Source organism: Streptomyces iconiensis (assembly GCF_028657195.3).
Lineage (GTDB): Bacteria > Actinomycetota > Actinomycetes > Streptomycetales > Streptomycetaceae > Streptomyces > Streptomyces iconiensis.
In genome coordinates, this window is record NZ_JANCPR020000023.1 from 53,577 (window position 1) to 71,799 (window position 18,223).

Sequence of the window (18,223 nt, forward strand, 5' to 3'; positions counted from 1 at the left end):
GAAACGAGTGGAAACGGGCTGGAAGGAGAGCCTCGTGGTCTTCGTCGCCGTTCTGCTGCCGCCGTTGCTGATGTGCATGATGCTGGCGCTGGCCCGCTACGAGGAGTGGATGCTCAAGCCACCGAGAACCTCCTCCCAGTCCGGGCGCTTCACCTGGCGAATACGCCGCGCGCCCGGTGTCGGACGCATACGGCACCTGACCCTGGTGCGCACGGAGCCCCCGCCCACGCCGGAAGCCGTGCCCGACTCCGAGCCCGGCTCCCCAGAAGCCCCGGAATCCCCGGCCACCGCAGGGGAAACCGACCCCCCGGACCCCACGGAACGCCCCGCCGACGCGGCGTGAACGGCCACGGCCCGCACTCGGTCGCCACTGTCGGCCAGGCCAGGAGGCAACGCAGCTCCTGGCGCCCCGTCCCTCCCGACCGCTCACCACGTCGTGGCCGTCCACCGCATGGTGGCCGGGTGGCCGCTCACAGCATCGTGACCGCGCATCCGCGTCGTGGCCGCTCACCGCATCCGACGCCGGTCCTCCTGGCTCCACGCCTGGGTGTCGCGCGGCTCCACGTACGGCTCGTCGTCAGCCGGGTGTCCCCGCTCGACGGCGCGCTGCCGCGCCATCTCCGCGTCGAACTCCAGGCCGAGCAGGATGGCGAGGTTGCTGCACCACAGCCACACCAGGAAGACGATCACGCCCGCGAGCGCGCCGTAGATCTTGTTGTACGAGCCGAAGTTCGCGACGTAGAACGCGAACCCGGCCGAGACCAGCAACCAGAGCGCCAGCGCCAGAGCGCTGCCGGGCGTGATCCAGCGGAAGCCCCGTAGCTTCGCGTTCGGCGTCGCCCAGTACAGCAGCGCGATCGTGAAGATCACGAGTACGGCCAGTACCGGCCACTTCGCGATTGCCCACACCCCCAGCGCTGAGTCCTCGATCCCGAGCGCCCTGCCCACCTGACGTGCGAGGCCGCCGGTGAACACGACGATCAGCGCGCTGGCCATGGCCAGGAGCATCAGCAGCACCGTCACCCCGAGCCGGACAGGCAGCACCTTCCACAGGGGACGGCCCTCGGCCATGCCGTAGACGGCGTTCGAGGTCCGGATGAACGCGCCCACGTAGCCGGACGCCGACCACAGCGCCACCAGCAGGCCCACCACAGCCACGATCGAGCCGAGCCCGGCGCTGTCCTGCAACTGCCGTACGGCGGTCCGCACGATGTCCCGCGTCGGCCCGGGCGTCAGCTGCTGGAGGTTCCCCATCACCTTCCGTGTCGCCGATTCCCCGGCGACACCCAGCAGCGAAACCAGCACCAGCAGCCCCGGAAAGAGCGAGAGCACCCCGTAGTACGTCAGCGTCGCAGCGCGATCGGGCAACTCGTCCCGGGGAAACTCCCTGACCGTCCCCCGCAGCACCGCCCACCATCCCCGTGCTTTCCCTGCACCCACCATGCGCCCCGGGTAACCCCCGACCAGCCTCCCCATGCCCATGGGCCGGCTCGTGAACGGGCCGTGTACGGGGGCGAGTTGGACGCGGGAGCTGGTCGCGGAGTGCCGAGGACCGACGGCGGTGGCCCGGCAACCGACGGGCAAGGGGCAACGGGTGCAACGGGGCAACGGGGCAACGGGCACATGAAAATGTCCCCTCCGGAGAACTCCGGAGGGGACATCTGCCCTGACGGGCTGCGGTGGCTGGGGCCGGGGTCGAACCGGCGACCTTCCGCTTTTCAGGCGGACGCTCGTACCAACTGAGCTACCCAGCCGCAGCGGTCCTGACGGGATTTGAACCCGCGGCCTCCACCTTGACAGGGTGGCGAGCACTCCAAACTGCTCCACAGGACCAAGCTTTTGCGCGAGCCCTCAGTCTCGCACAGTGCGGCGTGTGCTCCCAACTGCTTTCGAAGGGCTCCCCAGCAGGGGTGACGTCGCCGGAAAAGAGTAACAGACCCCGGGGTGTCCGCTGAAAACGGAATCGGGGCCTCATGCCGGGGCGACGGTCATGGGGGACGGGTAGCCCTCGGGGCGCATGGCGGCGTCGGTGCCGCCGTCGACGTAGAGGACGGAACCCGTGGTGAAGCGGGCCTCCGGCCGCAGGAACTGGTGCGCCCAGAAGGCGATGTCCTCGGGGTCGCCGAAGTGGCCGAGCGGCATGGGGGTGGGGAAGTTGTCGGGGTCGGGTTCGGCGTCCCGGCCGGTGGAGGCGCGCATCAGCGGGGTGAGGACCGCGCCGGGCGCGACGGCGTTGAGGAGGATGCCCGCGCGCGCCCAGTCCTCCGTGACCGTCGTTCTGCGTACCCAGAGGGAGAGCGCGAGCTTGGAGGACGCGTACGCGGTGATGCTGGGTGCGCTCTCCGTGATCTCGTCGGGGAGCTGGATGTGCCGGCCTCCGGCCCGTTCCAGCGCGGCCTTCTCGTCGCCGCTGAGAACGATCCGCACCAGTTCCTCGTCGATGAGGGGGACGGTGCTGGCGGAGTTCGAACTGATCACGACCACGCGTCCTGCGCCGGAGACGGCCAGCTCGCGGCGCAGGCCCTCCAGCAGGGCGACCGGCGCGAAGTAGTTGACCGCCAGGACCCTGGCCGGGTCGTCCAGGTGTGCGCCCAGTCCGGCGACGGCGGCGACACCGTCGAGCCGGCCACCGGTCGCCGCCTTGATCCCGGTGAGGGCGTCGGCGCGGCCCTGCGGGGTGCTGAGGTCGGCCTGGATGCCGGCCTCGTGCAGGTCGACGTCGATGACGGTGTGCCCCTCGTCCTGCAGCCGCCCGGCCGTGGCGGCTCCCATGCCGGAGGCCGATCCGGTGACCACGAAAGTGCCCATGGCTGCTGTCTCCCTCCGCGCCCCGCGCGCGGACGCGCCCGTGAGCGACCCCGGTACGGGGATTTGTCCCTGATTCATGTCATTCGGCAAGCACTCGCAGTGAACCATGCCCACGAGAGCCCAACCACTGGGGCGCCTCCCTGTACGGATGCAAGCGCGTGCGGGCGGAGGGGCTCGCCGCAGCGGTGTCGTACGCCCGGGCCGGTCGGCGCCGACCGGCCCGGGCAGCGAGGTCACCGCGTGCCGCGCGGACGAACGTTCACCGGGCTGCTCGCGCTGCGCGAGCGGGGTTCGCCGGTGGGTACGGGCGCGGGGTGAGGGTTTTCAGTTGCCCGTTCCCGCCTTACGCCCACTCGTCCCCGAACGTCCTGCCGGGAGCCGGCTTGGCGATCAGGGCCAGCGGGACGAAGAAGCCGACCTGGCCGATCGCGATCATCAGTGTGGCCAGCGCCTTGGTGTCGTAGAGCTCGGACACCTGCGCGAACAGTTCGTCGGGGACCCTCTCCCCGTGCCCCGACGGCTGGAACACGGCCTCCGTCAGCGCCAACGCGGCACGCTCGGGCTCGGTGAAGTACGGGGCGTCCTGCCAGGAAGCCACTGCGGTGATCCTCTCTTCGGACTCCCCGGTCTTCCGCAGGAGGTCCGTGTGCAGAACGGTCAGATAGGTGTTGCCGACGATCTGGCCGGCGCGGAGCTGGAGCAGCCCTATCGTGGTCCGCGGTATCGAACGGTTGCCTGTGGCCTTGAACAGCGCCGCCGAGATGTCCCCCAACTCCGGTACGGACTCCCGGGGATCGGCCACCCTCGCACCCGCCGCGACCTCCGCTGTGATCGAACGTGATTCCATTTTCCTCTTCCCTTCGGCCGTCATGCTGCTGTCGTCGCTATGACTGACCGCGCCGGGAAAATGTGACAGCGGGACGCCGACGGGCTCCCGTTCCTGAGGGTCCTCCCCGCTGGGCCGTACCGTGCAAAAAGGCCCCCGACATGCGTTTCCGCAGATGAGGCCCCCACTTGAGTCGCGCCGGCCGCCCGCTCGTGGCGGGCATTTCGACCGGTGAGCGGGGCGTCCTCGAAGGTGTGCGCCCCCTGCACGAACATGTTCGCTACGATGAGCGTCGTGAGTGTCAGAAGAGAGCCGGTCAGCCGCCGGGAGCGTCCGGCCAAGCCTGCCCTGTCCCGGCGCGGAATCGTGGACACGGCCCTGCGGATCATGCGGGCCGAGGGGCTGGAGAAGGTCACGATGCGCCGCTTGGCGCAGGAGCTGGACACCGGTCCGGCCTCGCTCTATGTGTACGTTGCCAACACTGCCGAGCTGCACGCGGCCGTCCTGGACGCTCTGCTCGGCGACGTCGACCTGACCGGCCGGGAGGGCGGCAAGGACGGCAAGGACTGGCGCGGCCGGCTCCGCGCCGTCATGACCTCCTACACCTTGGTGCTCTTCGAGCACCCGCAGCTCGCCCGGTCCGCTCTTGTCGCCCGGCCGAGCGGCGAGAACTACCTGCGGCTGGTGGAGCGCATCCTCGACCTCCTCTCCCGTAGCGGCGCCGGCCGCGAGCAGGTCGCCTGGGGGGTGGACAAGCTCCTGCAGGACGCGACGGCCACCGCCGCCGAGCAGGCGACGCGTGAGCACGATCCCCGTGCCGAAGAAGACTGGAGCGCGGCCATAGGCGCGCTGCGCGCTGTGGACGGGACGACGCATCCGGCGATCAGCGCGCACATACCGCATCTGGTCAGCGGCACGGCCGAGGACCGGATGCGCTGGAGCTTCGACGTGCTCGTCAACGGCATCACGGGCACCCCTGTGCCCGGCCAGGCCGACTGAGCCCCGCGGGCCCGGCCGCCGCCACGCCGGTGGGCGTCCCTCACCTGGCCCGCACCCCCTGTGCCGGGTCCCGTCCCGGCTTCTGTGCCGGGTCCCGGCCCGTCGCGCACTCACTCGTGCCGCACGCGTCCGCCTCGCTGAAAGTGGCCGACGTGGCCGCTTCCCGGTCAGCCGCATGGTGCTGACCCGTCCCTGAGCGGGCGTCGGCATCTCTGAGCGGGCGTCGCGGCATAGGCAGCCGTCTCTCCGGTGCGCACGCGCATCCTCGCTCCCCGAAGAGGTCGCCGGAGCTTCGGTGGCCCCGGGGCGCCAGCACCGAAGTGATCATGGCGACCCATGCGGCAGCCGACCCCGCTCGCCCGCACCCGCTCGCCCCGAACCCGCAGCAGTCGCGAACATGTTCGCTCCGACCTTGCTCGTGACGAACATGTTCGTTACCCTGGACGGACCGGTAGCCGACAGGAGTCTTCGGAAACACATGGCCGAGTGGGCGCCGACCCGCTCCGGCGTCGTGCCGTCCGCGGTGGCGGTCATCGTTCAGGGTCCGGGGCCGGTCCCGTGCCGGAGGCGCGCTCCCGGTGCTGGTCGGCGGAGTTTTCGCCGCGCCACGGCCGCAGGCCGAACCGACAGGAAGAGCCGCACCATTCACCAACGCGCGAAGGAGCAAGTCATGAACGAGAACACCCATGTTGCCGACGGCACGACTACCGAAGCGGCACCCGTATTGATCGTCGGCGGCAGCCTGGTAGGGCTGTCCACCGCGGTCTTCCTGACCTGGCACGGCGTTCCGGTCGTCTTGGTCGACAAGCACCACGGCAGCTCCCCGCATCCGCGTGCGATCGGCTTCACCACCCGCACGGTGGAACACTTCCGGCAAGTGGGGGTCGACGTACCGCCGTCGCAGCAGGGCATGAAGCCGCCGCGGCGGGCGCGGGTGGAGAGCCTGACCGGTACGTTGCTGGAGGAGTACCCGTGGACACCGGGCGGCGCGGGTGCCTACGGCGCCGAAAACTCCCCGGTACACGCGATCGCGATCACCCAGGACAAGCTCGAACCCCTCCTGCGTGACCGGTCGGCCGAGCTGGGCGCGGACCTGCGGCTGGGTACCGAACTGATCGGCTTCGTCCAGGACGGCGACGGCGTGACCGCGACACTGCGTCGCCGCGACGACGGCCACGAGTACCGCCTGCGCGCCCAGTACGTGGTGGCCGCGGACGGCGCGACCAGCGCCATGCGTGAGGAACTGGGCATCGCCCGGCACGGGGTGGGTCCGCTGTCGGTGCAGCGCAGCATCCTGTTCCGTGCGCCCTTGGACGAGTACCTGCAGCACGGTGTGGTCCAGTTCGAGATCGAGCAGCCGGACTTGAAGGCGTTCCTGACCACCTACTCCGACGGGCGGTGGGTGCTGATGCTCAGTGACGACATCGAGCGTGACGCCGACGAACAACGGCTGGTGGTGCAGCAGGCGGTCGGCCGTACCGACATCCCCATCGAATTGGTGACCACCGGCCGCTGGGACCTGGCCGGGCTGATCGCTGACCGTTTCTCCGACGGCCGGGTGTTCCTCGTCGGCGACGCCGCCCACCAATTGCCGCCCAACCGTGGCGGTTTCGGCGCCAACACCGGAATCGACGACGCGCACAACCTGGCCTGGAAACTGGCCGCCGTGCTGGCCGGAAGGTCTGAGCCCCGGCTTCTGGACACCTACGATGCCGAACGCCGGCCTGTGGCGGACCTGCGCCATGACCAACTGTTCGCACGCGCCGACTACAAGGCTTACCTGACGGCCCCCAGAACAGACGTGCCGGTGCTCGACGACGCGTCCGTCGAACTCGGCCAGCTCTACCGCTCGGCCGCGGTGCTGGGCGCGGACGCCGACCTGCCGCCCGCGCGGCGACCGGAGGAGTGGGCCGGCCAGCCCGGCACCCGGGCCCCGCACCTGTGGATCACCGTCGACGGTGAGGAGGGCTCGACGCTGGACCTGTTCCGGCGCGACTGGGTGCTGCTGTCCGAGGACGAGCGCTGGGCCGCCGCGGCGACCCGTGCCGCCGAGCGGTCGGGCATCCCCGTCACGTTCGTAGGCATCGGCACCGACGCGAATCCGGTGGAGCCCAACGCCTTCCGTACCGCCTACGGCCTCGAATCCACCGGGGCCGCCCTGGTCCGGCCCGACGGATACATCGCCTGGCGCACCAGCAGCGCCCCGGCCGATCCCACCCAAGCGCTCAACGCCGCGTTGAACGCCACCGCAGTGCCCACCCACACCATCGAGACAACAGCAAGGGAGTCCTGATCATGACCGCCACCACGCTTGAGGAACGTATCCTCCGCCTCGAAGACATCGAAGCGATCCGTGACCTGACCGCCCGCTACGCCGACGCGATCAACAAAGGATGGAACGGCAAGACCGTCGACGCCGACGCGATCCCGGACATCTTCGCGGCCGACGCTCGCTGGGAAGGCTTCGACGGCGAGGTGACCCATGGCGCGGACGCGATCGCGGCCGTACTGCCCAAGGCCACCTCTGTCGTCCAGCTCTCCATGCACACCTTCCTCAACCCGGTCATCACCGTCGACGGCGACACCGCCACCGGGGACTGGCTGATGTGGGTCGGCTCTGTCATGGCTGACAACCCCCGCTCGGTCTATATGAGTGCCGACATGACCTACACACGCACCGATAAGGGCTGGCGCATCCAGAGCGTGCTCATCGGCTTCGGAACCATGGTCCGCGGCAGTGACGGCGGCACCGCTTGACGGTCCCGGAAGAGAGCGGACGCAGGAAAGAAAGGAATCCGATGCCGGATCAGAAGGTCGCGGTCGTCACCGGAACATCCAGCGGGATCGGCCTGCACACGGCCGTGGGCCTGGCGGCCAGAGGCATTCGTGTCGTGGCGACGATGCGCGACACGGCCAAGGCCGAACGGTTGCGGGCCGAGGCCGCCGATCAGGGGGTCGAGCTGACCGTGCGGCGCCTGGACGTCACCGACCATGAGGGCGCCCATCGCTGCCTCGACGAGGTGGCGGCCGATTTCGGGCCCATCGACATCCTCGTCAACAACGCCGGTCAGTCCACGGCCGGAACGCTGGAACAGCTCGACGCCGCCGCCCTGCAGCAGCAGCTCGACGTCAACGTCCTGGGCCCCGCGGCCCTCACCCGGCACGTACTGCCGTCCATGCGCAGCGCCGGCGCCGGCCGGATCGTCAGCGTTTCCAGCAACGGCGGGGTCCACGGTGAGCCGTTCCTTGATGCCTACTGCGCCTCGAAGTTCGCCCTGGAGGGTCTGATGCAGTCCCTCGCGCCGGTGGCGGCCCGTTTCGGGGTCACGGTCAGCGTGGTGGAACCCGCCGCCGTCGCGACGCACATGGCCGACAACCTCGACACCCGGGCGCTCTTCAGCCCTGACGACCCGTACCGCGAGCTGGCGGAGAAGTTCCTGCAGACCGCACAGTCGGAAATGGCGAACGCGCAATCGGCCCAGGCCGCGGCGGCGGTAGTGGTCGAGGCAGCGACGACCGACAGCCCCCGCTTCCGCTGGCAGACCTCACAGGCCGCCGTCTCCCTGGCCGGCCTCTCGCTCGCGGACATGGACGGCAGCAATGTCCTCACCGCCACGTCCCAATGGATATAGACCGACGCCTGTAGCTCGCCTGCGACCGGGACCGCCGCGTACGCGATCTCCGTCAGCGGACCGGCCCCACTTCCGCATCCCGGGGAGCCCGTGCCGTGCGGTTGTGTTCCGGGCGGTTCATGGTCGCTCGTCGAGGACTCTCTGCACGTGGGCGGCTTCCTGGAGGAAGTTCCCACCTGGCGGCCCAACTCCCGCTTGGACCAGTGCGTCCCGCCCTCCGGCACCGTCTCAAGCGTCCGCACCACCACCTCCTCGACCTGCGCGTCGGCGAGGGTGCGCGGCACCCCGGGACACGGCTCGTCGGACAAGCCGTCGAGCCGCTCGGCCAGGAATCGGGCCCGCCACCGGCGCACGGTCCTGCGGTCGGTCTCCAGCCTGGCCGCCACCGCGGTATCGCTCAGTCCGTCCGCGCAGGCGAGCACGATCACGGCCCGCTCGGCCAGGCCCTGCGCCGTCGACCGGCGCCGGGCCCAGCTCCGCAACGTCAACGGCCTCGTCCCCGGACAACCCGACGCCTACAGGGAGTTCGGCGGCGCTCATGCTCGCAGCGAGCTGGTCGCTCTCCGGGGACGGTGGCCTGTTCCCGGCAGCCTTGTCCGGCAGCGCGGACGGTAGGCAGGTGCTCCTGTGGGCCAGCAACATGATCATCCAGCACGGGACCGGATGAGGGATCGCCAGCCGAGTGTGCGCAGGTCACGGCGGTTCTGGACTGTTTATGTCAGCACTCCCGTGCTGACACGTCAGCACGGGAAATTGGCACAAAAGGACCCTCGGAACTGCATTTACGCAGGCCAGAGGGCTATTTGGTGGTGCCCCCAACGGGATTCGAACCCGAAATCGTTACCTCGCTGACCTGCGATTCTGCTGCAGAACCGGGATGAACACCCTCGTTTCCATCCCTCTGATTCCGGCTCGGTCCGGCTCGACCCCGGGCCCGTGCTGACATGTCAGCACGGGCATCAGCGCGATTGCACGCGCAATACAAGCAGGTCAGGCGGGCTGTGCTCCGGCTCAGGGCAGGGCAGCTTGTCCAGGTCCAGGGTGTAGGCCCGCCCGTCGGCCACCCTCGACGACGCTGCCCGGTTGAGACAGTAAAGGCTGCCCCGCGCGGACTGCCCCAAGACTCATTCGGCCAGGCATGAGGTGACGACCAAGGGTCGTCCGCTCCAGCGGGCTGCCCACAGTCGTTTGAACCCATGCCTTGAGTACTCCCGGCTCCGCGGAGCCCCTGGACAGCAACTTGGTGGATCACTCGTACTCCCGGGATTACGAGTGATCCCGCATCACAGTTCGCCACCGCTGCGGCAGCTGCTCATGCCTCGGAGACGTCCGTCTTCAGCTCGCTCATGAAGGGGCCCCCACCGCTCGGCAGTACTGTCGAGCACAAGCGTGCTCGATGCGGGCGGTCGAATCGTCCCTACGGAGAAAGAGAACGAACTCGCAGCCCCCGACCATTCCGTTCTCCTTCGCCAGCACCCGCAGGCTGGAGAGCTGGGCCGCACTCGTCCCCCTCTTTAGGGTGATCGACGTCGGGTGACCAGCGATGGAAAACGTCCTGGCCATGGGAGCCTGCCGCATCCCGAGTTGCCACGTAAGCCAGCTGCTGACGACGACGCCACTGCCGCGCAGGATGTCCTTGTCCACCGTCAGCCGGACCCCGAATACATTGCCGGCAGGGTCGGCAGCCATCGTGGCCGGCTGTGCCGGCTCACTCTCCTCGATCGGATCGGCCCCGCGTGCCACAAGGTCGATCGAACCGTCTTCCGTCATGCCCACCCTGTCGTCCAGCAGACACTGCTGGAGGCGCCACAGCGTTACGGGGTACCGCTCGCCAACCTTTACGAAAAGGGCTTCCTTGGGCAGAGGGCCCAGCTCGGCCAGCACGGCGACGAATGCCTCCACGGCGTTCGGGTACGGAGTCATGTTCAGGTGGGGCCATTCGGCCAGCGCCCACTTCCCCTCCAGCCGGAGCTGGACGAACCTCTCGTCCCGCCTGAGCGCTTCGGCGACGGCGGGCTTCCGCTTGATCCCGGTCGGTTCGAGCAGGTCCTCAGCCGGGCAGGGCTCGCCATTCGCCAGCAGATAGAGGTAGGCCGCGTCCCTGCCGCGGGCGCGACGACGCAGCCAAGAGCCCTCGACGCCGGGCACAAGAGGGCTCTTCGAGTGTTCAAGCAACTTCAGCAACGGAACATCGTCCGGTACACCGGCCGACGCGAAGGTCACCGCCACGTCCTCCCCACGCAGCGGCGCCTCCTCCACTCCAGATCGCAGCAGAACCTCCAAGGCGGTCGGATCGCGCGTCCACCAGCCGTGCAGGCGGCCAGCCCACGTCAACGGAGGCTCAGCCCTCACAGCCTGGGCGAGAAGCACCACACCAATGTGTTCGCGTACGCCCAGCGCCGCGGCCAGCTCGGACTCGGGTACCGCCGAACTCACGGTGAGGGCCATGAGCCGATCACGCCAGTCATCGACGAAGGCGTCGGCGTAGTAGCAGAGTCGCTTCTGCGCCATCACAAGCAACTGACGAACTCTTTCACCGCTCATCTCATGCTGCTGCCCGATGCTCCCGAGCGTTTCCCCACGGGCACGGTCCTCGACCACGCGACGCGACCGGAGGGGTAGAACACGCCAAGCGGCGCTGAGCCAGTCGTCGTCAGCCCCGGACATCATCGCACCGTCCCCATCAGCCATCGGTGACATGCGCGCTGGTCAGGCCGAGCCGGTGCGCGATCCGCTGGTTGGTCGCCTTCTGCTCCGGGGTGATCTTCCGAACGAAGGAGTCCACCGTGCAGATGACCCAGGGCAGCGCGTCGCCACCAGCCTGTGCCGCGATGGCCGCCCACGCGAGGTGCTTGAAGTCGCGCATCGGGGCCCAGGCGAAGCGCTGCTCCGTCTCCTCGTCGTCCTCGTGGCGAATCTTCACGCAGAGCGGCTTGATGGCGAGGGTCTCGAGGTCGACTTCCCAGCCTGGGCCGAGAGCCCGCACAACAAGCTCGCTGACCGGGGTAGAGGGCTCGGTCACGAGCGGGGCCCACTTGCCCACCCCGTAAGTGGCCCGGACGTATTCCTTCATGGGCCTGTCCTTGAGCCACGGCCGGATGTTCTCGGTCTTCCCGATGAACGGCAGAAGCCGTCCTCCGACCGCCGGGTCGGACGTCCACTCCACGTAATGACGGGTGCGGTCGGCATCCGGCAGGTAGATCCAGTTGAGGTCGGCCATCCTCTTGTAGAGGAGGCGCACGACTTCTTCTTCCAGGTCCGTGGGGATCGCGTACTTGCTCATTCGATTCCTCTCGTCAAAGGGAACTGCAGGCGGACCTCGTCCGCCTTGGTCTCAAGATCTGCCGCGTCCTGGATCCAGTGGTCCATTAGGGACCCGACGGTCTCGTCACTGAACTGGATTCGGGAGGCGTGCGGCATACGTACGCGTAGGTGCTCGCTCTCTTGGGTCTCCTGCGCCTCCAGCGATCGCCGAAGTTCCAGGGTCGCTGCCACCCTGCGGATATCGGTCACGAAGTCGAGGACCCGCAGGGCGACCTTGCCGGGGCTGAGTCGAAGCCCACGCCCGAGTTGCTGGACGAAGATCCGCCGGCTGTGCGTGACCCGCAGGAACGCGATGAGGTTGACGTCCGGGACGTCGACTCCCTCGTTGAAGACGTCGACGCACGTGATCACTGGTACCCGGCCGAGCCGGAACTCGTTGAGCAGGACTTGGCGCCGTTGCCGCGGGAGCGCGCTGTGGAGGAAGGAGGCGTTGGACCACGCCGAATCGGACGCGGCGAACAACTGGGCCATGTGCTCGGCGTGTTCGATGGTCTGACAGAAAACGATGGCCCTCGGCTCGATCGTGGTGCGCCACGCCTCGCGGAAGTGCTCGATGATCTCCTTATCGCGCTGCGGCAGGAACAAGGATTTGTTGAGGTCCTTGATGGACTGGCCGTGCACGCTGGCGTCCCTGACGACGCCCCAGTCGACGTTGTCGACGTACAGCCGGTAGTCGACGGCGGACAGGTAGCCGGCGGCCATACCTTCCGCGATACCCATTTTGAAACTCGGGTACCCGAAGCGGGAGGTGATGTCAAACTTGTCGCCCCGCCAGGGCGTCGCCGTCACGCCGAACTGCCCAGCATCCCCACACAGATCGAGCAATTCCGCAAACCTGCCGGTCTCGGCCACGTGATGGGTCTCGTCAATCATGATCAAGTCGGGCCGGTAGCCCACGCGTACGGCACCGAGGACGGACTCGACAGTTCCGACGACGACTCCGTCGAGGCTTTCAGGTCGGCTTACCCCAGTGAGCAGGCGCGTGGGAACGGACTTGGGGATGTGCCGCCACATCGCCTTCTCAAGCTGTGCGACGAGCTCCTTCATGTGCGCCACGACGAGGATCTTCGCGTTCGGATTGGCCCTGAGGTGACGGCTGATGATCTCCCCACCTACCACCGTCTTACCGAGCCCCGTCGCGAGTACGAGTAGGGCGGTGCCGTTCGAGTCGAGGTCGTTGATCACCGACTCCGCCGCCTCCGCCTGATAGGGGCGCAGTGCGTACTTCGCGGGGACCGTTTCAGGCATCTGGTCCCCGATGGAGCCCAGAGTCGCGCCATGCCAGAGGGCGATCGGCACACCGACGCCGTTGAGCGCCGCGCTGCGAGCAGCCGCCACCCCGTTGATGTCCGTGTTGGTCACCAGGACGGCCTTGTCGGCGCGGTAGCGCGCATGGGCGCGCTCCAGGTCGTCCACGCCGCTGCGGTCGACCTTCCCGCCTGCCTTCCACTTGCACTGGAAGACCCACTGCTCCCGCCCGCGTACGGCCAGGAGGTCCGCGCCGTGGTCACCTGCTCCATCGATGACGCGCACGTCGTTGAAGCCGAGGTACCAGAGGGCCCGCTCCGTGGCGTGCGTGAGACCTGCGGGCCCTCCCCTCAACAGCTCCTCCGCCGTGAGGAAGGCGGCGTTCACTTCTCCTCCGCGAGGTCGTCGGCCAGCAGGCGGATACTCAGCCTCGTGCGCAGCAGCTGATTCGGGAGACTGGCCCCCGCGAAGGTCGCCTGGGTGGCCACGTCGGAGAGGTAGCCGACCGTGCGAGCCAGGCTGAGCCGACGCGCGGAAGCGGAGGCGACTCCTTCGTAGACCCCCTGGAAGACACGGTTGTCCATGAACGCCGACGGCAGCGACTCGACGAGACGGACCAGGAACAGCGCCGGTACATGAAGCAGGAACTCACCGCTCGTACCGAGGTCGACGGTACGGGTCACCTTGCCGTTGGCGATCATGGCGTGCTCGGTCGCCGTGAGTTCGTCCGGCGAGAGGAAGTGATACGCCTTCTCCGCCTCGCCAGTACGGTCCAGCTCCGACATCATGCGGTGACGGATCTCGGCCAGGAGTTCCTGCGCCTCCGCGCTGATCAACTGGGCATCCAGGGCGGTGGCGGGCAGCGACTCGGTACGGATCGCCGCGATGAGTTCGGAGTGGCTCCACTCCGTCTCCGCCCGCACCCTAAGCAGCACTGCAACCTCGGCGAGCAGGAGGTCCGCCGGGTCAGCGCCGAACTTCTGGAAGATCGCGTGGTCGAGGTCGAGGAAGGCCACGAGGCTGTTGCCAGCGCGCTGGTCGAGCAGGACGGGCGTGCGATGCAGGTTCTCGTCGGCCAGGCCGCCCGCCGTCAGCTGACGCGTCTCGACCTCGACGAAGCCGACGCGCGGGTGACCGAAGGGGCGGCTGAGCGCCGGGTAGGTGGTCGAGTTCTCCATGTAGCGCGTGACGCGCTCGTGCCTGGTCTCCGGACGCTGCTCCGAGGCCGGTGCGGAGGAATTGGACGCGCCGCCATCCTTCGGCGATTCCGCCTCCGTGTCGAGCTTCGCCTCGCCCGTCTCGTTCGCGGGAGTGGTCGGCTCGGCGGTGTCCCCTCCGTTCAAGCCGAGCGCTTCCATCACCGCCGCCTCGTCGGGCTTCCCCGGGGTGGCGGCGGCCGTCTTGGCGTTCTTGCCCCTGCTCTTGGCCGCCTCGTGGTCCTCGACCGCCTGCCACCAGCGCTCATCGGTCTGGTAGTTGGGGTTGCCTCGGTGGAACTCCTGTCCCCACCGGCGGGTGTCGTCATGGATCGGCTTACGTCCGTCACCTGGGACCAGGTATCGGAGACCGGCGTCGTTGCGGCGGAACGCCTTGAAGAGGAGCGCGAGCGGGCTGGTGTTCTCCTCGTACCCCATGTCCGCCGCACGCCTCGGCAGCAGCGGAGCGACTCCCCTCACAATCTCGACCGCCGAGCGCCAGCTCCGGTCGCCGTACTCGAAGGCGTCCTTCTGGTAGGTGACCGGAACGTGATCGAGGTGAATCTCTCCGATGATGCGGCCACCCTGGTGGGCGAGGTCCACCGGATACTCTGGCTCCTCATTGCCCGCTGCCCCGTCAGGGTTACGCCAGGTGAACAGCTGCTTGTCCCAGCGCAGGATCTTGCGGCCGTTCCGCAGGAAGTCGATGCCGTAGTCGTTCTTGTGCATGTACCGCTGAATGCCGAGCCACCCGTGCACACGGCGCTCGCGAGCGGTGAGCCGGTTACTACCGCAGTCCTCGCAGGTGTCGCGATCGGTGAGCTGCCACTGTCCGCAATCACCGCAGGCGAGACCGTTCTCCAGCCTCTGGTCGATCTCGACGTAGGCGGGGATGCGCTCCTTGTTGTTGTAGAGAACTGAGCGCTCGTCTCCCCAGCGGCAGTGGCGCACAGGCTTCACCTGGAAGCCGCCGACCCACAGTTCGAACGGACGCTCCAGGAGCAGCCAGGAGTAGACCTGTCCCAGGATGTTGCGCAGAGCCGAGCCATTCTTCCGCAGCCACCCAGCGCGCGTGGGGTGCAGGCGGCTGATGACGATGCGGGTGCCGTGTTCGTTGGGATCGGCCTTCGGCTCGGTGATGTCCTCCGCCTCGAAGTCGTCTCCGATGCGGTCCAGGTCGATCTCCACACCGATCCACTCGGTGTCGCCCTGCCGCGTTGTCAGGACCCGCGTGCGCTTCCCGAGCCGGGCCGTGGAGACGTTGAACCCCATGCCGAAGAGGCCGAGCTTGTCGTGCATGTCGTTGCCCGACCAGCCGGCCCGTACCGCCCGCTCCAGCCGGTCGTACGTCATGCCGCGCCCCGTGTCAGTGATGACGAGCTGCCCCCGGGCCGAGTTGGGGAGCTCGACGCTGACCCGGTACCCGCCCGCCCAGGGGGTCCCGGAGCGATGGATCTCGGTGAAGTCGTCGAAGGCGTTGTCGATCAGCTCCGCGATGCACTGCCACTCATCGAACTCGATCTCACCCAGCATGCGCAGCACGCGCGCGGATGGAGTGATCTTCATAGGCGGATGGTCCCCCTGTCTTCGTCTCGCGTGGGCACGCCGAAGAGATCCCTGCCGCGGACCGCGTTTCGACGCGCGGCTCGGGGCGAGCCGTACGCGTGATGAAGAGAGTAGAGGACATCACTGACAACGCAGCGCCAAGTTCCGCTTCACTGAACCTACTTGAGGGCACGAGGATGCTCTTCGCGATGCGATAGAAGGATCATCGCAAGTGCAACCTGCACCGCGGGGCAGCAGGGCCGGTAGCGGACGCCGACGGCTCTAGGGAGACTCATCCGTCCCGTGATCCGTGAACCCGCCGAGGTATCCGTAGAGTCCGATGGGCGCGTCGGACCGCCCTTGGGGCTGCTGGCCGAGGCTGGCATCAACATCGGGGAGCGCCTGCTCGCGTTCAGCGACGGAGACGGACGCATCGTCCTCCGCCGTGCGTCAGACGCGATCAACGACCTCCTGAGTCATGGGACGCTGTGATGTCCTGTCCCGCAAAGCCGCGAACGGCCGCGGCGACCCGACGCGCCGCTCGCACAGGATCTTCATGCTCCCAAATTCTGATGGCCCGCCATCCCGCGTCCGCCAGAAACCGATCGGTCTGAGCGTCCCTGGCTCGATTCCCGTCGATTTTTGTGCGCCAGAAATCGCTGTTGGTCCGGGCGGGTCGACAGTGGTCCGGGCAGCCGTGCCAGAAGCACCCGTCGACGAAGACGGCGACCCGCGCTCGACTGAAGACCAGGTCGGCGGTCCGCCGCACGCCGGGCAGCGGTCGAGTGGACACGCGATAGCGCAGGCCCTGCTGGTGCAGCAACGAGCGGATCCGAAGTTCAGGCGCCGTGTCGCGGCCCCGGTTCCCGCGCATCACCGATCGTGTGGCGGACGACGACGCCCATGAGTCTTCGGGGACGGGACGCTTCCCGACCATGCCCCGGTCCTTCGCGATCTTCCACGCCTGGTCTAGGTTCGCCGCTCGCGTCGGGTGCCCGACCTCACCGACATAGAGAGCAGGCGAACGGCCACCCTCCGACCAGCGGAGATAGGCCCGGATGCGGCGAGTGCTCGGCAACACCTTCAACGTGATCGAGCCCAGCGCGTACTCCCCGTCCTTGCGCTTGACGTAACGCTCTTCGCGGCTCCCCGCAGCACGATCTTGCTCAGCGATGATCGCCTTCCTGGTCCGCCCCTGACGGCCTCGCCATGCCTTCTCGGGCGGCGGCTTGTCCTTCCAGCCCTCTTGCCGGGACGCGGTGGCGTCGTTCACGAACGCCGCTCAGCATCGTCGAGGGCCTTCGCGACGGCGCTGGTGAAGATCTCGCCCAGCTTCACGGGAACCGCGTTGCCCAGCTGCCGCATACGCTCACCGCGCGGACCCGCCATTCTCCAACCGTCACCGAATGTCATGACCCTGGCGGCCTCGCGCACTGTCATGTACCGGTGCTCGGGGCGCCTCCGCCCAGTCTCCTCATCGACGACCAGGTTGTCGAGCTGCATGACCGACTCCCCGCCAGGCACCCCGTGCACCCCAGCCTTGACCGTTTTGGCTGGCCGGTCGAGTTCGTTGGGCGTGTGCCCGTGATAGATCCGGGCTCCGGGCCATCCGACGTGATCGGGCACGCCTTCCTGCTCCGTCGTCTTGTCCAGCATGCGGGCGTTGATCTTGGGCAGGCCCAGTACCGCGTCCCGGAGGGTGAGCCACGGCTCTAGCTCGTCATCACCACCCTCGAACGTCAGCTGCTCGTTCTCATAACGCGATGTCACCAGGTCGATGACGCGTTTCGGGATCTTGGCGCCCTTCTCCTCGTGCCGGCGCCAATAGGAGCCATTGAGGATCGTCCGCGCGAGGGCCGCGTGGGAGTGGGTGCGCGCCACAGCGCGCTCGACCAGATCCGGGTCCACGCCCAGGTCAGCGCGAAAGGCGAGGAGGATTACACGGTTGCGGATCTGGGGCACCCCGTAGTTGGCGGCGTTCACCTCATGTTGGGTGACCCTGTACGTCTGCGTCGGGTCTGTGTCCTTCGCCTCGATCCGCTCACGCAACGCACGGTCGTGCTCCTGCCACGTGGCGCCGTCCCGGCGCTGCACGAACGGCAGAGTGAGCTCGCGCTTGATGTAGTCGAAGTATGGCTTGAAGGACGGACGGAGAAGTCCTCGGACGTTCTCACAGATAACAGCCTTGGGTCGGATCTCGCGAACCGCCCGGAACATCTCCGGGAACATGTTCCGCTTGTCCTCGTCGCCCTTCGCGACCCCACCAAGGCTGAACGGCTGACACGGGGGTCCGCCGGCCAAGAGGTCGACCTTTCGCTCCCGGAGAAAGTTCATGTCCAACCGTCGGACGTCTCCAGTGACCAGCGGAGGGTAGAGAGGGCGCTCTCCCGCGTCAGCGGCCCCGGAGCCCCACTCGCGTTGCTGATCGATCCCGTCCAGCCACTTGGCCAGCACGTCAGACGCAGTGCCCTCGGGGAACGCGTCGAAGTGGTTCCCTTCGAGCGTCTCGCACGCCCTCTTGGCGAACTCGTTGAGCAGCAGGTGCCGGAACCCGGTCTTCGTGCTGGCCTGGACCAGCCCGCCTCCGCCCGCGAAGAGTTCTACCGACGTACGTTCCATGGTCTACCCAATCCTTGCAGTACAGC

Annotated in this window: 14 protein-coding genes, 2 tRNA genes and 1 pseudogene; 5 read left to right on the forward strand and 12 right to left on the reverse strand. The window is 68.0% G+C overall.

Features of this window, described 5'->3' with window-relative positions; translation table 11 throughout:
• The first annotated feature begins 7 nt into the window (after positions 1-7).
• Positions 8-343, forward strand: coding sequence for a hypothetical protein (locus NMN56_RS22840; protein ID WP_274045629.1), 336 nt, complete (start codon positions 8-10; stop codon positions 341-343).
• A gap of 164 nt (positions 344-507) precedes the next feature.
• Here NMN56_RS22840 and NMN56_RS22845 read toward each other — a convergent pair whose 3' ends face one another.
• The 5 genes from NMN56_RS22845 to NMN56_RS22865 all read right to left on the reverse strand — a co-directional run bounded on the left by NMN56_RS22845 (position 508) and on the right by NMN56_RS22865 (position 3,655).
• Complete coding sequence (locus NMN56_RS22845) at positions 508-1,443, reverse strand: YihY/virulence factor BrkB family protein (RefSeq protein WP_274045628.1); 936 nt, start codon at positions 1,441-1,443, stop codon at positions 508-510.
• Between the two features lie 237 nt (positions 1,444-1,680).
• A tRNA-Phe gene (locus NMN56_RS22850) sits at positions 1,681-1,754 on the reverse strand.
• A gap of 4 nt (positions 1,755-1,758) precedes the next feature.
• Positions 1,759-1,833, reverse strand: a tRNA-Asp gene (locus tag NMN56_RS22855).
• Between the two features lie 138 nt (positions 1,834-1,971).
• On the reverse strand, positions 1,972-2,808 hold the full coding sequence (locus tag NMN56_RS22860) for an SDR family oxidoreductase (RefSeq protein WP_274045627.1): 837 nt from the start codon (positions 2,806-2,808) through the stop codon (positions 1,972-1,974).
• A gap of 343 nt (positions 2,809-3,151) precedes the next feature.
• Entirely contained in the window at positions 3,152-3,655 is a 504-nt protein-coding gene (locus NMN56_RS22865; RefSeq protein ID WP_274045626.1) for a carboxymuconolactone decarboxylase family protein, read from the reverse strand.
• Between the two features lie 252 nt (positions 3,656-3,907).
• On the opposite strand from NMN56_RS22865, the gene NMN56_RS22870 reads away from it, so the two are divergent.
• From NMN56_RS22870 to NMN56_RS22885, 4 genes are all read left to right on the forward strand, one after another.
• Positions 3,908-4,633 carry a TetR/AcrR family transcriptional regulator gene (locus NMN56_RS22870; RefSeq protein WP_274045625.1) on the forward strand — a complete coding sequence of 242 codons (726 nt, stop codon included), beginning with the start codon at positions 3,908-3,910 and terminating at the stop codon, positions 4,631-4,633.
• Positions 4,634-5,030: 397 nt separating this feature from the next.
• On the forward strand, positions 5,031-6,926 hold the full coding sequence (locus NMN56_RS22875) for an FAD-dependent monooxygenase (RefSeq protein WP_280842867.1): 1,896 nt from the start codon (positions 5,031-5,033) through the stop codon (positions 6,924-6,926).
• 2 nt (positions 6,927-6,928) lie between these two features.
• A complete protein-coding gene (locus NMN56_RS22880) occupies positions 6,929-7,390 on the forward strand; it encodes a nuclear transport factor 2 family protein (protein ID WP_274045623.1) in 462 nt (153 codons plus the stop codon).
• 41 nt (positions 7,391-7,431) lie between these two features.
• The gene (locus tag NMN56_RS22885) at positions 7,432-8,265 is read left to right on the forward strand and encodes an SDR family oxidoreductase (RefSeq protein WP_274045622.1); all 834 of its coding nucleotides are present in this window, start codon (positions 7,432-7,434) and stop codon (positions 8,263-8,265) included.
• Between the two features lie 233 nt (positions 8,266-8,498).
• Here the strand turns inward: NMN56_RS22885 and NMN56_RS22890 are convergent.
• The 7 genes and pseudogenes from NMN56_RS22890 to NMN56_RS22920 form a co-directional block, all read right to left on the reverse strand.
• A pseudogene (locus NMN56_RS22890) lies at positions 8,499-8,693 on the reverse strand (helix-turn-helix domain-containing protein); the annotation flags it as partial.
• 916 nt (positions 8,694-9,609) lie between these two features.
• Positions 9,610-10,956: an RNA polymerase subunit sigma-70 gene (locus tag NMN56_RS22895; RefSeq protein ID WP_274045621.1), complete on the reverse strand. Its 1,347-nt coding sequence runs from the start codon at positions 10,954-10,956 to the stop codon at positions 9,610-9,612.
• Positions 10,949-11,548, reverse strand: coding sequence for a hypothetical protein (locus NMN56_RS22900; RefSeq protein ID WP_274045620.1), 600 nt, complete (start codon positions 11,546-11,548; stop codon positions 10,949-10,951). The genes NMN56_RS22895 and NMN56_RS22900 overlap by 8 nt, the downstream gene beginning before the upstream one ends.
• Positions 11,545-13,224 (reverse strand): DEAD/DEAH box helicase family protein, encoded by a 1,680-nt coding sequence (locus NMN56_RS22905; RefSeq protein WP_274045619.1) that lies wholly within the window; start codon positions 13,222-13,224, stop codon positions 11,545-11,547. The genes NMN56_RS22900 and NMN56_RS22905 overlap by 4 nt, the downstream gene beginning before the upstream one ends.
• Positions 13,221-15,599, reverse strand: a complete 2,379-nt coding sequence (locus NMN56_RS22910; protein ID WP_274045618.1) for an ATP-binding protein — start codon at positions 15,597-15,599, stop codon at positions 13,221-13,223. Before NMN56_RS22910 ends, NMN56_RS22905 begins: the two co-directional genes overlap by 4 nt.
• 439 nt (positions 15,600-16,038) lie before the next feature.
• Complete coding sequence (locus NMN56_RS22915) at positions 16,039-16,851, reverse strand: very short patch repair endonuclease (RefSeq protein ID WP_274045616.1); 813 nt, start codon at positions 16,849-16,851, stop codon at positions 16,039-16,041.
• The gene (locus NMN56_RS22920) at positions 16,848-18,197 is read right to left on the reverse strand and encodes a DNA cytosine methyltransferase (protein WP_274045615.1); all 1,350 of its coding nucleotides are present in this window, start codon (positions 18,195-18,197) and stop codon (positions 16,848-16,850) included. The genes NMN56_RS22915 and NMN56_RS22920 overlap by 4 nt, the downstream gene beginning before the upstream one ends.
• Positions 18,198-18,223 lie beyond the last annotated feature (26 nt).

Excerpts from the sequence above, each read along its gene's own strand:
- NMN56_RS22900 (WP_274045620.1), bottom strand. The coding sequence starts at position 11,548 with ATGAGCAAGTACGCGATCCCCACGGACCTGGAAGAAGAAGTCGTGCGC.
- NMN56_RS22885 (WP_274045622.1), top strand. The coding sequence starts at position 7,432 with ATGCCGGATCAGAAGGTCGCGGTCGTCACCGGAACATCCAGCGGGATC.
- NMN56_RS22845 (WP_274045628.1), bottom strand. The coding sequence starts at position 1,443 with ATGGTGGGTGCAGGGAAAGCACGGGGATGGTGGGCGGTGCTGCGGGGG.
- NMN56_RS22870 (WP_274045625.1), top strand. The coding sequence starts at position 3,908 with ATGTTCGCTACGATGAGCGTCGTGAGTGTCAGAAGAGAGCCGGTCAGC.
- NMN56_RS22895 (WP_274045621.1), bottom strand. The coding sequence starts at position 10,956 with ATGGCTGATGGGGACGGTGCGATGATGTCCGGGGCTGACGACGACTGG.
- NMN56_RS22875 (WP_280842867.1), top strand. The coding sequence starts at position 5,031 with ATGTTCGCTCCGACCTTGCTCGTGACGAACATGTTCGTTACCCTGGAC.
- NMN56_RS22880 (WP_274045623.1), top strand. The coding sequence starts at position 6,929 with ATGACCGCCACCACGCTTGAGGAACGTATCCTCCGCCTCGAAGACATC.
- NMN56_RS22920 (WP_274045615.1), bottom strand. The coding sequence starts at position 18,197 with ATGGAACGTACGTCGGTAGAACTCTTCGCGGGCGGAGGCGGGCTGGTC.
- NMN56_RS22860 (WP_274045627.1), bottom strand. The coding sequence starts at position 2,808 with ATGGGCACTTTCGTGGTCACCGGATCGGCCTCCGGCATGGGAGCCGCC.
- NMN56_RS22910 (WP_274045618.1), bottom strand. The coding sequence starts at position 15,599 with ATGAAGATCACTCCATCCGCGCGCGTGCTGCGCATGCTGGGTGAGATC.
- NMN56_RS22865 (WP_274045626.1), bottom strand. The coding sequence starts at position 3,655 with ATGGAATCACGTTCGATCACAGCGGAGGTCGCGGCGGGTGCGAGGGTG.